The sequence below is a fragment of the uncultured Psychrobacter sp. genome, from assembly GCF_947500265.1.
Lineage (GTDB): Bacteria > Pseudomonadota > Gammaproteobacteria > Pseudomonadales > Moraxellaceae > Psychrobacter.
The window spans coordinates 213,331-228,050 of record NZ_CANMRN010000004.1 but is presented as its reverse complement, the minus strand read 5'-3'; the positions used below and the strand labels follow the sequence as shown (position 1 = coordinate 228,050).

Sequence of the window (14,720 nt, the reverse complement as noted above, 5' to 3'; positions counted from 1 at the left end):
AGCAACCGTTTTAGCAATCATTTATTAGCCATAAAAAAAGAGACCCTATCAATATAGAGTCTCTTTTTTGTTGTGCGATCTAAGTTACGAATTGACTATCAGTAGCCCAAAAACTTACTTAGATAAATCACGACCACGGCTAGCTTCGATAGCTAAACGTAGGCCATTTAGACGGATAAAGCCTTCTGCGTCTTTTTGGTCATAAGCACCCGCATCATCTTCGAAAGTGGCGATTTTTTCATCAAATAATGAATCGTCAGATTTACGGCCGACGACGCTCACGCTACCTTTATACAGTTTTACACGTACAGTACCGTTGACGTATTCTTGTGACTTGTCAATCAATGCTTGTAGCATCATACGTTCAGGGCTGAACCAATAGCCATTGTAGATGATTTTTGCATAGCGTGGCATTAGCTCATCTTTTAGATGGGCAGCTTCACGATCAAGCGTTAACGACTCAATACCTCGATGCGCTTTTAACATAATAGTACCCGCTGGCGTCTCATAGCAACCACGTGACTTCATGCCTACGTAACGGTTTTCAACGATATCTAAACGGCCGATACCGTGTTTGCCACCGATTTCGTTCAGCTTAATCATGACTTCATAAGGCTTAAGCGCTTCGCCATCGATAGCAACGATGTCGCCTTTTTCGTATTCTAGTTCTAGATATTGCGCTTCATCAGGTGCTTCTTCTGGGCTAACAGACCAGCGCCACATGTCATCTTCTGCTTCAGTATATGGTTCTTCTAGGACACCGCCTTCATAAGAGATGTGTAATAAGTTAGCATCCATTGAGTAAGGAGATTTTTTCTTATTGCCCGCATAATCGATTGCGATATCATGCTCTTCAGCATATTTCATCAGGCTTTCACGGCTTGATAAATCCCACTCGCGCCAAGGAGCAATAGTCACTACGTCTGGTGACAAAGCGACAGCACCTAGCTCAAAACGAACTTGGTCATTGCCTTTACCAGTCGCACCATGGCTGATAGCATCGGCGTTATGTTCTTTAGCAATCTCAACCAAACGCTTGGCAATCAATGGACGAGCAATGGACGTACCTAATAAGTACTCACCTTCGTAAATGGCGTTAGCACGGAACATAGGGAATACATAATCACGAGCGAACTCTTCGCGCAAGTCTTCAATATGGATATGCTTGATACCCATTGCTTGAGCTTTGGCTCGTGCTGGTTCAACTTCTTCGCCTTGACCGATATCAGCGGTGAAGGTAATTACTTCCGCATCATAAGTTTCTTGTAGCCATTTAGCGATGATTGAGGTATCAAGACCACCTGAATAAGCCAAGACGATTTTATTGATATTTTTTGGATCAAGTTGAGCCATGAAGAACTCCCATTATGAAATATAGTTTTAGAAAAGGCGACGATCAAATCGAAAGCAAGTCGAACGATAATTACCTGCTCAGTGTACATCATATTTACTATGGGCAAAAGTCTAACTGCCATAAGGCATGCGCTTTTGACTTAAATTCTGGTCAACTTCATTTTTGCCACCAGCATTTAAACATCATTTAACAACAAGATATTAATCTTAGTCCGATGAATTATGTACAGATATCTAGCCTTATATTTAGTCAAGTGGGCAAATCTGTTATGATAGACCCACAGTATCACTCCCTTTTGTTTCCTTTATTTGACGATATAGAGCGCTTTGACACTATGACTGATTCGATTAGAGAATTGACCATCCTTCAGCCAGATGACTGGCATATTCACTTGCGTGACGATCTCGCCTTGGGCACGACCGTACCTCATGCAGCAAGCAGCTTTAACCGTGTCATCTGTATGCCTAACCTTGTGCCTCCAGTCAAAAATGCGCAGGATGCGATTGCCTACCGCGCACGTATCATGGAGCAATTAGCAGCTAGTAACTTAAGTCTTGAGCGCAAGTCAGCTTTTGATCCGCGTATGACTCTATACTTAACGGATAACACCACTGCCCAAGATATTGAGTTGGCAGCGCAGTCAGGTATCGTACAAGCTGTCAAACTCTATCCTGCTGGAGCAACTACCAATTCTGCAGATGGTGTCACCAATATCAATGCCTGTGTCGATGTCTTTGAAGCATTAGAGAAGTACAATTTACCACTACTGATACATGGCGAAGTGACACAAGACCATATAGATATCTTTGATCGCGAAAAGCGTTTCTTAGATGAAGTATTGGCACAAATTATCGTAAAATTCCCTACATTGAAAATAGTAGTAGAGCACATCACTACCAGCGATGCGGCAGATTTTGTATTGTCACAAGGTAATCATGTTGCTGCGACTATTACACCGCAGCATTTAATGTTTAACCGCAACCATCTATTGGTTGGTGGTATCAAACCACATTTTTATTGCTTACCCATTTTGAAGCGTGAGAGCCACCAAAAAGTGCTATTAGATGTAGCTACTAGTGGTAATCCAAAGTTCTTCTTGGGTACTGACTCTGCGCCACATGCGACAGATAAAAAAGAAGCCGCTTGTGGCTGTGCCGGTTGCTATAGTGCAGCCACGGCGCTACCTTTGTATGCAACCGCCTTTGATAGTGTTGGAAAAATAGATAAGTTAGAAGGTTTTGCGAGTCGTTTTGGTGCCCAGTTCTACGGTTTACCTCTGAATGAAAGTACTATCACGCTTGTTAACACGCCTATGCAAGTACCGACTGACTATCCTTATTTTGATGGTGCATCATTGACGCCCTTGATGGCAGGTGAGACGCTACCTTGGTCGATTAAGGCTTAATGCTCACAAAGCTTAGCATTCAAAAATGACCTATTATTTTATCCTATGATATTAATGATACCTTTGTAGTAGATTTCTTTGTACTAAAGGTGCAGTTAATATCATAGGATGCTTATTTCTTATTCAATATATTAGTACGACTGATAAAAGTGATTTAACTTTATATGACCAATCAAAACATAGCGACCTTGCCTGACGAAGACTTATCAAACCCTAAATCTGCCAGTCTTGATGCTACTCTAAGCACTTCTGCTGAAGATGCAGCTTCAGCGACGGATGAGCAAGCACCTATGGCCTTAAAAGACCGCTTTCGCAAGTTCTTGCCTGTCGTTGTCGATGTGGAAACAGCAGGCTTCAACGCCCAGACCGATGCCCTGTTAGAAATTGCCTGTATTCCCGTCTTACTGAATGAGCAAGGTGTATTTTATCCAGGTGAAGCTTTTAATGCTCATATCGAGCCTTTTGAAGGCGCAAATTTAGAGCCAAGTGCGCTTGCATTTACGGGTATTGACCCTAAAAACCCAATGCGCAAAGCCATTGCGGAAGATGAAAAGACAGCATTGCGCCGCATCTTTAAAGGGTTAAAAGACGTACGCCGTGACGAAGAATGCCGTCAATGTGTCTTAATTGGACACAATGCCCATTTTGACTTGGCTTTTTTGAATGCAGCTGTGCTACGAACCAATAGCAAAAACCACAATCCATTTCATAACTTTTCAGTATTCGATACCGTCACTTTATCAGCATTGGCGTTTGGTCAAACTGTCCTAGCACGCGCTTGTAAAGCAGCAGGGTTAGAGTTTGATGGTAAGAATGCTCACTCAGCTCTGTATGACACTCAAAAGACTGCTGAGCTATTTTGCCATATACTAAATAACTACCCTATGTTGGCCAATGCACTGCATAATGAAGAGGCGAAAGAAGAGTCAGCTGATAGCGACAGTTAATAAGTCACATATCCTATATTGCCAATCATACATAATAGTGCTATTTGTAATACTTGATGACTTTGACATCTTGATTTGGCAATCAATAGGGATATGATTGATATCATAATATATAGACGGAACTATTTTAGTGATGACAGACGTAGTTGTTCTATTCGATACGAATAACGGTCTGATGATAAAATATCACTCTTAAGCGATGTAGTTATATCCTATAGATGGTTTAAGTTGCTCACACTGTCTTGATAGTAAGCATTATCAAGATTAATAGGAGGGACTTTATTATGGATCCACAGCTCAAGTTATGGGGCACCATTCTCGGTTATATGCTGCTTGCATTGACGATTAGCGCCTGTACTTCTTTATGGATTCGCTATCATTTAAAGCGAAATGACCTACATCCTCGTCGCGCAATTAAAAAAAGATATTTAATTTTAAAAAGACGTAGAAAAAGGCTTGACAGGAAGCGCCGACGCTATTAAAATACGCACCACTTCAGCATAAATGGTGAAAGCAGTTGAAGTGTTGTTACTAGTCCCCATCGTCTAGAGGCCTAGGACACCGCCCTTTCACGGCGGTAACGGGGGTTCGAATCCCCCTGGGGACGCCACTATTTGGCGTCACTTGTTAGCACTATTGCTTAGCATTAGATTAGACTAACAAGCGTACCACCAAAAACCCAGTTCATAATTTATTATGAACTGGGTTTTTTTATGTCTCTCATTAAGAGCCAACTTATTCTTTCAAATAAAAAAGCCAGCATCAATTGAATGCTGGCTTTTTCTATTTGGTTGTCTTATCAATTATAAAATATAGCTAGGCTCAATGGGCAACTTTATTCATATCTATCGATTACAGTAGTAACCATAGCAACGTAGCCACTATCATCAATCCCAATATCGTCTGGATTAAAAAGAACGCCTGATGCTGCCCTACAACCTTACTTAAAGTCACCCCTAACGTACTGTATTTGACAGGTGGCGTATCAACGTTACCTGTTCTCGTTTGCTCTTCATAGTAGCCTTGCAACACGTCCAAGAACTTCTGCCACTCATTAGAATCCCACTCATACGGCTTGAATGGCATTAACTTTTTAAGCTCAGGCTCTTTAGTCATCCAACGCTCAAGGGTAATTGAACGTAATGACCAACTGGCAAAACGGCGTTTAGTAATTTCAGAAAAATCTAAAATCTTTAATTCTTTATGTCGATCATCTACCAACAAACGATTTTTTAGATTGGTTAGTGCCTGCTCTGAGCCTTCGACACACTGTAAAAAGTAGCCATTACCATAGCAAAGAATACCCGTGACATTATCTATTTGATTGCGTTCAACCGCGGTCTCTGAGATATCATTAAGCGTGCTAGGACTTGAAAGACCAGTAGAGGTAATCCGGCTTATATATACAAGCTGGCAGAGATCTGGCGTTACTGGATTTGTTGAATCGTTGATTGTTGACAATCAGCTTCTCCCTATTATCAGGTAAATGTCGCTAAAACAATCATACTAACTTCAGAAAAAATATAGAGACAACATAACTAAGCGTAATGAATTGGTCTGATATATTATTGATTTTATAAGTTTTTATATTAATTGTATTAAGTTAGTTACATCATAGGTTAGTTTGGTCATTAAAGCAACCTATTACTGGACATAGGCCCGCTCAGACACAAAAAACATATGTAATAACCATATTATATTCCAAAGTAGAGTATATATATTCTTGGTATAGGCTTTAGTAATAGTTAATTTTTGGATTCATTATTTTTCTGAAATAGTACAGAAAATTTTAACGAGGATATAGTGGCTACTAAAGCCATAATTCTTATCATGGCCATCATTAAGTATAAAAGGAGTAAAACTGATGCTCGTTAGCGGAAGCAGAGTTGAAACTAAGACTGAAGCGCCATAATCGCTGTTAACAGTATCGCATCATCAGGATAGGTTAGTTTTATATTCTGGCGACTACCAGAGACTAAGCGTATTGGAAAACCTAGTTGTTCAAAAGCACTGGCTTCATCTGTGATACTTAGCTGATGCTCAAACACATGATTTAGGACTTTTTTTAATTGACCTAAGCGAAATACTTGCGGGGTTTGTGCTTGCCACATGTTGCTACGATCAATAGTAGATTTGGTATAAGAGTGTGCACGACTCTCTTCTGTATTTGTAGCTTGCTGATAGGAAGCTTTTAACGTATCAGCCACTGGTGTCGCTAAGATAGCGCCGTAAGGCTCCAGCATCGCTGCTTCAATCACTTGATCGATATCTACATTTGGCACAGCGGGACGAGCCGCATCATGGATAAGCACCAAATCCGAATCATCAGCACCTGTCTGACTAATCGCTTTAACGCCCGACTGTACTGACTGCCAACGCTCTACTCCGCCGACTGCATAGCGCACAGGAAGTGTAAACTCTAATTGTTGCGCCGTGCTGTCATCGGCTGATATGACCAATAGACACTTATCAATGTAATCACTACAAGCAAGTCGTGCCACGCTATGCTGCAACAGTGTCTGGCCTTCTAGCATTGTATATTGCTTGGCGATAGATGCACCAAAACGGCTGCCGCGACCAGCTGCGACGATCATGGCATGTATATTAGGGGTTGTATTCATAGTAGTGTACTCATGGTTTGAGCCCATGACAGTATATGTAGAGAGGAATAAAGCAGCTGTTAAGTATGATGAATGGTGTCAGATAACAACACTATGATGCTGCATCATGAAAATTAATTCATGTCGTAAAAATTAGTGTATTTATAAAGCTAATAGTTGCTGTGCGTGGTTGGTGCGGTGGATACTTGGACAAAAGTCTCATTGGGTTTGATTAAACCTAAATCTAAGCGAGCATGCTCTTCTACGGCCTCAAGTCCCGTTTTTAAATCTTGGACATCGGTGCGTAGTAAGTTGTTTGCTGCAACTTGATTGTCATTCAAACGTTGTTGCTCTTCGATTTGAGCCGTCAACTTATTGTGTTCAAAACGGCCATTTTCACCCAACCAATACTGATATTGCAGTCCTAAAAGCACGGCAACGGCTAAAGCAAGTAGTATAAATTGGCTAAAATATTTCATAAGGTGATAACGCCAAACGGTATAAAAAAGATAGTAAAATTTAAGCTGATTAGGCGATATACAAATGATTATATATCGCCTAAATATTGACTTCAGCTGATGAGTCTAGGCTTTCTAACGCATATTATGCACCAAAGAGCCAGTCAGACTCTTAGCCACGTAGACCGATAAATTCTTCACGGCCACGATAGCTTGCACGTACTTGCTGCTCGATACGTAGCAATTGGTTGTACTTCGCTACGCGGTCTGAACGGCATAGTGAGCCAGTTTTGATCTGGCCTGCCGCTGTACCAACTGCCAAGTCTGCAATGGTGCTGTCTTCCGTTTCACCTGAACGATGTGAAATGATGGTTGCATAGCCATTTTTCTTAGCCATATAAATCGCATCTAGCGTTTCTGACAAAGTGCCAATTTGGTTAAATTTAATCAAAATGGCATTAGCAATGTGCTTATCAATACCTTCTTGCAGGATTGCAGGATTGGTTACAAACAAGTCATCACCAACCAATTGGACTTTATCACCAATCTGCTCGGTCAGATATTTCCAGCCGTCCCAATCCGACTCGTCAAGACCATCTTCGATAGAGATAATCGGATACTGACGTGCCAGCCCAACTAGATAATCTGAGAACCCTTGGCTATCAAAGGCTTTATTACCTTCGCCTGCCAAGACATATTGACCGTTTTTGTAAAATTCACTAGCTGCACAATCTAGCGCAAGATGAATATCTTCACCAGCTTTGTAGCCAACTTGTTCGATCGCTTGCATAATAACCGTGATGGCTTCTTCGTTACTACGTAGGTTCGGTGCAAAACCACCTTCATCACCAACGGCAGTGTTGAGACCTTGTGATTTCAACACAGACTTTAAGCTATGAAAAATCTCTGTACCAGCACGCAGCGCTTCTGAGAAGCTAGTGAAGCCTACAGGCTCAATCATAAACTCTTGAATATCAACGGTGTTGTCCGCGTGCTCGCCACCGTTCAAGATGTTCATCATCGGCACAGGCATGGTCAACGACGTTTGATTACGTAGATTGGCAATGTATTGATGTAATGGCAGATTCTGTGACTTGGCTGCCGCTTTGGCCGTCGCAAGTGACACAGCTAGCATGGCATTGGCACCCAAGCTTTCTTTGTTTTCTGTACCATCTAGCGCAATCATGGCATCATCAATGGCCTGTTGCTCAGTCACATCTTTGTCAATCAAGGCGCTGCGGATTTGACTGTTGACATTAGAAACGGCTTTTTTGACGCCTTTACCCATAAAGCGGGTCTTGTCGCCATCACGTAGCTCAAGCGCTTCACGTGAGCCTGTTGATGCGCCACTTGGAGCAGCAGCACGGCCGACAGTACCGTCAGCTAAAATAACATCAGCTTCGATAGTTGGGTTGCCGCGCGAGTCTAAAATTTCACGAGCGCGAATGTCTTTAATTGCGGTGACGTTGTTGGTTTCTTCAGCGTACATAATGTCTGTTAATTCCTTTGGTCATGCCAAGTTTGTGAGATAAATAACGGCAGCTAGCATACAAAAAAGATAAAGCAAAATATCATATAGCGCATAGTCCTAAAAACCCTTCATACCTTTCTATCTTGTGGCTATCGTTGCCTAACGATTAGAGGTGTATGGAGCAGATTAATAGTCGGCTATAGTGCTTGGCATCATAGCATATATTTTACCAAACTTCCCTTATCTTACACCGACTTGCAGTCATAAAAACAATCTTAGAGATACAGATATGCGATGGCTGTCTGTTTCATATTTATAAAATACCTAAGCAAATATGATAGCTACTATTTCGCTATACGTTCTTTATCCGTATGAGGGGTTGATACCGTATTATCTAGCTCAACCTTCGTCTTAAACTGTGTCAATCGTAGTGCATTCATGAGTACTGAGATGGAGCTAAGCGCCATAGCAGCGGCGGCAATCATCGGATTCAAAAATCCAAATGCTGCAAGCGGAATACCAAGACAGTTATAAATAAAGGCAAAAAACAGATTTTGCTTAATATTGCGTAGCGTTGCTTGAGCGATTTTTTGTGCCGCATCGATATGCATGAGCGACTCACCCATTAGACGTGCAGAGGCACTATGCTGAGCGACATCAGTCCCCTCAAACATCGCAAAACTGGCATCGGCAGTAGCCATCGCTGGCGCATCGTTGACACCGTCTCCTGCCATCGCTACCTTATGACCAGCAGTTTGCAATAGTGCAATTTGACTGGCCTTGTCACGCGGGCTCATTTTGCCATAAGCCTTATCAATACCCAACTGCCCTGCTACATGATCGACGACGGACTGCTTATCACCACTCATCAGAATCACATTAATACCCGCATCTTGTAGTGCAGCGATTGCTTGCGGCGTATCCGCTTTCAAGTCATCGGCTAGTGCAAACGCACCTAGTGGCTCATCATTGATACTAATCGCAACGGTACTGGCAATTTGCCATACTTTTGGCATAAATCTTGGCAACGTCAAGTTCGCAAACTCTGCCGTACCCACTTTTACTAATCCAAGCCCTTCGATATTTGCTTGTATACCAGCACCTTTTATCACACTGATATCGGTCACATTAAATAGAAACAGTTGACGTTCTTTAGCCGTATTGACGAGAGCAGTTGCTAGTGGATGACTGGCGTGCGCCTCGACACTGGCCGCAATCTGCAATACATCGTCCACAGCAAGCGACTTATCCACCATGACATGATCGACGATAGTAGGTTTACCAATAGTCAATGTACCTGTTTTATCGAGTACTACCGTGTCGATATTACCTGCTGCCTCAAGACTTTGTGCATCCTTGAACCACACACCATGACGCGCGGCAACGCCCATACCCGCCATGATCGCCGCTGGCGTGGCCAAACCAAGCGCACAAGGACAAGCAATAACCAATACCGATACGGCATGCATTAGTGCAGTATCAACCATACCTGTTAGCCACCATGTGACTCCAAAAGTAACCAACGCAATCGTTACTACCACGGGGACAAAAATAGCCGTTACTCGATCCGCGAGACGCGCTAGATTGGCTTTTGAGCCTTGTGCATCACTCAACGCTTGTACCATATCGCCGAGTTTCGTGTCGCTGCCCTTCGCACTGACACGGTATAGCAGACTGCCATTCTCTACCAAAGCGCCTGCCAGCAATCCATCACCTTGTTCTTTTTTGAGAGCTACCGACTCGCCAGTTAAATGACTCTCCACGCACCAACCGCTGCCTTCTATGACGGTACCATCTGTAGCGACGCGGCTGCCTTGCTTTGCACGTAAGACGTCACCTACTTGTACATCAGACAACGCAATCCTATGAAATTCACCATTTGGCTGTCGCTGCTCTACTTCATCAGGTGTCAATGACAATAATAAATCAATACTGTTTAGGCTGTGCTTCTTGGTACGTTCCTCAAGATATTTACCTGTACGCACAAAGGCAATGACCATCACCCCTGCTTCAAAATATACGGCTGGGCTGTTACTAATGCCATGTCCACCCAAATGTCCATTTTGCAATAGACTGTTTAAAGTACCATCGCCGTGCGTGAGCCAAAGGTAAGTCGAATATGCCCATATCGTCACTGTACCGATGACCACCAGTACATCCATATTGGCAAGGCCACCTTTTATAGATGCCCATGCGCTCTTATAAAACGGTAGCGCCAAACCAAACTGTACTATGGTCGCTAAAATAAATTGCACCCAGACTGGCGGCATCCACGCCATACCGAAACCTGTCAACATACCTGCCATACCTACCAAAAATGGCACCAAACAAACCCATAATCCGATCAAACGCCATGGGTATTGAGTGGCGGTATCTTCGTCAGTCTGAGCAAATAAGCTATCGGCTGCCTGCACATTAGCCACAAAGCCCGTTTTATTCACCCACTCTGTCACCTGCTCGGGCGTCGTCTGGGTTGGATCATAATCAACATTGGCGGTCTCGCCAGCAAAACTCACACTTACCTCGTACACCGAAGGCTTTTTGTTAAGCACCTTCTCGATTCTTGAGGCGCAGGCCTGACAAGTCATGCCATCAATCGCTAATTGCAAATGCGCGCGTTGCGGTGTCAGTGGCGTGTTGGACTCAACATCAGTTTCGACATCATAAGACTCATCTTTAGTAGTACGGGTGGTATCGTTCATAAATAAAACTCGTCATGGTGCCTATAAATTTGTAGGAACCACGATAAAATATCAGTGGGTAGGCAAAAAATTCAAATAAAGGAATTGGGTAATATCGTATTCAGTATTAGTGTTTTAGACAAAGTAGCAATGTATCAAAGTATTGAGACTGAATACTCGTAATCGTTAATCATTAAAAAACCAGCTATCATGCTTGTAATAACATGTTAGCTGGTTTTTTACATAGAAGATGAGATTTATGAGTTAGCAACTGTCGCCTCAAATCCAGCATCGTCAATAGCTGAAGCAATAGCCTCTGCACTGGTTTTGCTATTATCAAAGGTTATCGTCGCTAGGTTATCAGCAAGGTCAACGGTAATAGTTTCTAATCCATCAATATCGGCTGTTGCTGTATGTACGCTTGCTACGCATCCGCCACAAGTCATACCGTCAATTTTAATAATACGTGTTTGATCTGCCATATTGGACTCCTTATTTTTATTAGTAATGAGCAACTCTAATAGTGATTCTGTTAATGCTTACTTTGATATTTTTTAAGTTATCAAAGTAAGAGCAATTACCAAAGCTACATTAAATAAGCATAAGCTCTATTACCCTCGACAACAAGACCGTTTGGTTGTTGCTTTATTAACGAGATGCTATTAACGAGACAGTAACTTGTCAATAAAAACGTAAAAAAGCGCATCGACAAGTTTATAGCAATAGCTATTTGTAATTATAAATCGTTATGGTGCGGGTTCTGCGGTGAATCAATCGGAAATGGCTGAGTCACATAGTCCACCATACTAATCGCCGCCGTCAAGGCATGGATACTAGTATCTGTATCATCATAGCTCACCGTTGCGACATTATGCTTGGGATCCAAATTGATAGCCGTCACGCCTGAGATATTTTTAAGAGCGGTCATTACGCTATCTAAGCCCTCTGCATCATCGATATTTTCGATGCTTACTTGCGCCATCTGAATTGCCATTATATAGCCCTCTTATCACGTACCGTATCAATGAGTATCCAATACCTCAAAACCTTTGACCAAATCATCAATTTGCTTAAGCTGACGTAAGAACGGCTCTAGTTGACTCATACGCAGCGCACATGGACCATCACATTTTGCAGTTTCTGGGTTTGGATGCGCTTCTAAAAACAACCCTGCCAACCCTGTAGCCATACCTGCACGGGCAAGCGTTGTAATCTGCTCACGACGTCCACCAGCACTATCACTACGTGCACCTGGCTGTTGTAAACTATGCGTCACGTCAAAGAATACCGGTATATCCATCTGCTTCATGGTATCAAAACCAAGCATATCCACGACCAAATTATTATAACCAAAGGCACTACCACGCTCACAAAGTATCAATTTATCATTACCACCTTCTAGGCACTTATTAACGATATGACGCATCTCATGAGGGGCCAAAAACTGCGCCTTTTTGATATTAATAATGGCATCTGTTTTTGCCATCGCATGCACTAGATCCGTCTGACGCGACAAAAATGCAGGTAGCTGAATAATATCAGCCACTTCAGCGACTGGTGCTGCTTGATGTGGCTCATGCACATCGGTGATAATCGGTACTTGGAATTTTTCTTTGATCTGACCTAGCCAATCGATACCCTGCTCTAAACCAGGCCCACGATACGAATGCAGACTTGAGCGGTTGGCTTTATCAAAGCTCGCTTTAAAAACATAGCCGATACCCAAGCGCTGGCAAATATCAACATACTGCTCAGCAATCTCAAATGCCAATTCTTTAGACTCTAAAACATTCATACCACCAAACAATACGAAAGGCTGGTCGTTACCAATTTTAATCGTATCGTTATTAGGAGTGTTGAGCGTGATATGTGATTGTGCGGTCAATAAATTTTCCATGAAGCCACTACCTCTTATTTTGTTATTAATATCTCTATCCCATATTGTAACCGATAGGCTGATTAAAAAAAGTATGCAAGCGTAATTAGACGTCATTAGTCAAGATAGTTACTGGCTAATAACAACAAACAGTCTAAATTAAGCAAAAAAAAGACCAATCCGAAGATCAGTCTTTTTTATAATAAACGCTTTCAATATACATTACATTTTGAGAGCTATTTTGCTTCGTTGTGGTTCTTAGCCGCTTTTACAAAGCTATTAAACAATGGATGACCACCACGTGGTGAGCTAGTGAACTCTGGATGGAACTGCACAGCGACAAACCATGGATGCTCAGAGATCTCTACCGACTCTACCAGATGCTGCTTGGCAGAATAACCAGAGATGGTCATACCTGCTTGCTCTAACGGCTCGATATAACGGTTATTCATTTCATAGCGATGGCGATGACGCTCAGTGATATTGCTCGCACCGTAAATTTGGCTTAGCTTACTACCAGAAACCAGCTCTGCTTGCTGTGCGCCTAGACGCATCGTGCCACCAAGGTCTGAGTCATCACTACGAATCTGTAGCTCGCCGCGCTCATCTAACCATTCAGTGATCAGACCAATGATAGGCTCAGCTGTCTTACGATCAAACTCAGAAGAGTTGGCGTTAATGTTAAGTACGTTACGTGCATACTCAATCACAGCCAACTGCATACCAAGACAAATGCCTAAATACGGAACGTTGTTTTCACGAGCATAAGTGATGGCTTTGATCTTGCCCATCGTACCGCGCTCACCGAAACCGCCTGGTACTAAGATAGCATCGGCATCGTTTAGCTGCGCAAGTAAAGTATCGCCATCTTCTAGACGTTCAGCATCGATGTAGTCAATCTTAACGTCTACTTTATGAGTGATACCTGCATGTAGCAATGCTTCGTTAATAGACTTATAAGCATCTGGAAGCTCGACGTATTTGCCAACCATCGCAACAGTCACTGTTCCTTCTGGATTCAACTGAGCTTCAACCACTTTGTCCCAATCGCTCAAATCAGCTTCAGGCACATCAAGACCGAAACGCTCACAGATTAGATCATCAAGATCCTGCTCGTGTAATGTGCGCGGGATTTGATAGATACTTTGTGCATCTTCACACATGATTACCGCACGCTCTTCAACGTTGGTAAATAGCGCAATCTTACGACGGTTGTCTTGTGAGATATGATGATCAGAGCGGCAGATTAGGATATCAGGCTGTAGGCCAATAGAGCGTAGCTCTTTTACTGAATGCTGTGTCGGCTTGGTTTTGGTCTCACCCGCACTAGCAATATACGGTACCAAAGTAAGATGCATTAGCATGGCTCTATTACGGCCAAGCTCTACTTGCATCTGACGTACGGCTTCCATAAACGGAAGTGATTCGATATCACCAACGGTACCGCCAATTTCGATAATAGCGATATCATACCCTTCGCCACTGGCAAGGATTTTGTTTTTAATTTCATCAGTAATATGTGGAATAACCTGTACAGTACCGCCCAGATATTCACCACGGCGTTCTTTATTCAACACATTCTGATAAATACGGCCACTGGTAAAGTTATTACTCTTACTCATTTTTGAGTGACGCAAGAAGCGCTCGTAATAACCCAAATCTAGATCGGTCTCTGCGCCATCTTCAGTGACGAATACTTCACCATGCTGAAACGGGCTCATTGTACCTGGATCAACGTTAATATACGGATCCATTTTGGTCATCGTGACAGTCACGCCACGTGCTTCTAAGACCGCTGCAAGAGAAGCTGCGGTGATACCTTTTCCTAGTGAGGACACTACCCCACCGGTCACGAATATAAACTTGGTCATAGTACTCTGTCGGTAATTGGTAAAGAAGGATTTTACTAAAAATACGCCATAAAATAT

General features: G+C 42.6%; 13 protein-coding genes and 1 tRNA gene. 4 read left to right on the top strand and 10 right to left on the bottom strand.

The genetic code is table 11. The annotated features are described in order from the left end of the window. Positions 1–114 precede the first annotated feature (114 nt). Positions 115–1,353: an argininosuccinate synthase gene (locus Q0788_RS08035; RefSeq protein WP_057761167.1), complete on the bottom strand. Its 1,239-nt coding sequence runs from the start codon at positions 1,351–1,353 to the stop codon at positions 115–117. 335 nt (positions 1,354–1,688) lie between these two features. On the opposite strand from Q0788_RS08035, the gene pyrC reads away from it, so the two are divergent. The 4 genes from pyrC to Q0788_RS08015 all read left to right on the top strand — a co-directional run bounded on the left by pyrC (position 1,689) and on the right by Q0788_RS08015 (position 4,316). After that, the gene (gene pyrC / locus Q0788_RS08030) at positions 1,689–2,759 is read left to right on the top strand and encodes a dihydroorotase (protein ID WP_298809403.1); all 1,071 of its coding nucleotides are present in this window, start codon (positions 1,689–1,691) and stop codon (positions 2,757–2,759) included. Positions 2,760–3,049: 290 nt separating this feature from the next. Then, positions 3,050–3,706 carry a ribonuclease T gene (rnt, locus tag Q0788_RS08025; RefSeq protein WP_298809599.1) on the top strand — a complete coding sequence of 219 codons (657 nt, stop codon included), beginning with the start codon at positions 3,050–3,052 and terminating at the stop codon, positions 3,704–3,706. A 284-nt stretch (positions 3,707–3,990) separates the two neighbouring features. Then, positions 3,991–4,188 (top strand): hypothetical protein, encoded by a 198-nt coding sequence (locus Q0788_RS08020; RefSeq protein ID WP_134292217.1) that lies wholly within the window; start codon positions 3,991–3,993, stop codon positions 4,186–4,188. A 52-nt stretch (positions 4,189–4,240) separates the two neighbouring features. Beyond that, positions 4,241–4,316 (top strand) — tRNA-Glu (locus Q0788_RS08015). A 242-nt stretch (positions 4,317–4,558) separates the two neighbouring features. On the opposite strand, the gene Q0788_RS08010 is transcribed toward Q0788_RS08015, so the two are convergent. From Q0788_RS08010 to Q0788_RS07970, 9 genes are all read right to left on the bottom strand, one after another. Beyond that, positions 4,559–5,167 (bottom strand): BLUF domain-containing protein, encoded by a 609-nt coding sequence (locus Q0788_RS08010; RefSeq protein ID WP_290177495.1) that lies wholly within the window; start codon positions 5,165–5,167, stop codon positions 4,559–4,561. A 431-nt stretch (positions 5,168–5,598) separates the two neighbouring features. Continuing rightward, positions 5,599–6,327 carry a 2-C-methyl-D-erythritol 4-phosphate cytidylyltransferase gene (gene ispD / locus Q0788_RS08005; protein ID WP_298809401.1) on the bottom strand — a complete coding sequence of 243 codons (729 nt, stop codon included), beginning with the start codon at positions 6,325–6,327 and terminating at the stop codon, positions 5,599–5,601. Between the two features lie 149 nt (positions 6,328–6,476). After that, positions 6,477–6,785, bottom strand: a complete 309-nt coding sequence (locus Q0788_RS08000) for a septum formation initiator family protein (RefSeq protein ID WP_057761172.1) — start codon at positions 6,783–6,785, stop codon at positions 6,477–6,479. Between the two features lie 151 nt (positions 6,786–6,936). Beyond that, positions 6,937–8,253, bottom strand: coding sequence for a phosphopyruvate hydratase (gene eno, locus Q0788_RS07995; RefSeq protein ID WP_057761174.1), 1,317 nt, complete (start codon positions 8,251–8,253; stop codon positions 6,937–6,939). A gap of 326 nt (positions 8,254–8,579) precedes the next feature. Continuing rightward, positions 8,580–10,937 carry a cation-translocating P-type ATPase gene (locus Q0788_RS07990; protein ID WP_298809398.1) on the bottom strand — a complete coding sequence of 786 codons (2,358 nt, stop codon included), beginning with the start codon at positions 10,935–10,937 and terminating at the stop codon, positions 8,580–8,582. Positions 10,938–11,173: 236 nt separating this feature from the next. Further along, positions 11,174–11,398, bottom strand: a complete 225-nt coding sequence (locus Q0788_RS07985) for a heavy-metal-associated domain-containing protein (protein WP_298809396.1) — start codon at positions 11,396–11,398, stop codon at positions 11,174–11,176. A gap of 254 nt (positions 11,399–11,652) precedes the next feature. Next, complete coding sequence (locus tag Q0788_RS07980) at positions 11,653–11,910, bottom strand: heavy-metal-associated domain-containing protein (protein ID WP_102092254.1); 258 nt, start codon at positions 11,908–11,910, stop codon at positions 11,653–11,655. Positions 11,911–11,937: 27 nt separating this feature from the next. After that, positions 11,938–12,813 carry a 3-deoxy-8-phosphooctulonate synthase gene (gene kdsA, locus Q0788_RS07975; RefSeq protein ID WP_201571001.1) on the bottom strand — a complete coding sequence of 292 codons (876 nt, stop codon included), beginning with the start codon at positions 12,811–12,813 and terminating at the stop codon, positions 11,938–11,940. A gap of 215 nt (positions 12,814–13,028) precedes the next feature. Then, a complete protein-coding gene (locus Q0788_RS07970) occupies positions 13,029–14,663 on the bottom strand; it encodes a CTP synthase (protein WP_298809391.1) in 1,635 nt (544 codons plus the stop codon). Between the last annotated feature and the right edge of the window lie 57 nt (positions 14,664–14,720).

Bases quoted from the DNA above. Each gene is read 5' to 3' on its own strand.
- rnt (WP_298809599.1), top strand. From the start codon at position 3,050: ATGGCCTTAAAAGACCGCTTTCGCAAGTTCTTGCCTGTCGTTGTCGAT.
- Q0788_RS07990 (WP_298809398.1), bottom strand. From the start codon at position 10,937: ATGAACGATACCACCCGTACTACTAAAGATGAGTCTTATGATGTCGAA.
- Q0788_RS08000 (WP_057761172.1), bottom strand. From the start codon at position 6,785: ATGAAATATTTTAGCCAATTTATACTACTTGCTTTAGCCGTTGCCGTG.
- eno (WP_057761174.1), bottom strand. From the start codon at position 8,253: ATGTACGCTGAAGAAACCAACAACGTCACCGCAATTAAAGACATTCGC.
- Q0788_RS08020 (WP_134292217.1), top strand. From the start codon at position 3,991: ATGGATCCACAGCTCAAGTTATGGGGCACCATTCTCGGTTATATGCTG.
- Q0788_RS07980 (WP_102092254.1), bottom strand. From the start codon at position 11,910: ATGGCAATTCAGATGGCGCAAGTAAGCATCGAAAATATCGATGATGCA.
- ispD (WP_298809401.1), bottom strand. From the start codon at position 6,327: ATGAATACAACCCCTAATATACATGCCATGATCGTCGCAGCTGGTCGC.
- Q0788_RS08035 (WP_057761167.1), bottom strand. From the start codon at position 1,353: ATGGCTCAACTTGATCCAAAAAATATCAATAAAATCGTCTTGGCTTAT.
- pyrC (WP_298809403.1), top strand. From the start codon at position 1,689: ATGACTGATTCGATTAGAGAATTGACCATCCTTCAGCCAGATGACTGG.
- Q0788_RS07985 (WP_298809396.1), bottom strand. From the start codon at position 11,398: ATGGCAGATCAAACACGTATTATTAAAATTGACGGTATGACTTGTGGC.
- Q0788_RS07970 (WP_298809391.1), bottom strand. From the start codon at position 14,663: ATGACCAAGTTTATATTCGTGACCGGTGGGGTAGTGTCCTCACTAGGA.
- kdsA (WP_201571001.1), bottom strand. From the start codon at position 12,813: ATGGAAAATTTATTGACCGCACAATCACATATCACGCTCAACACTCCT.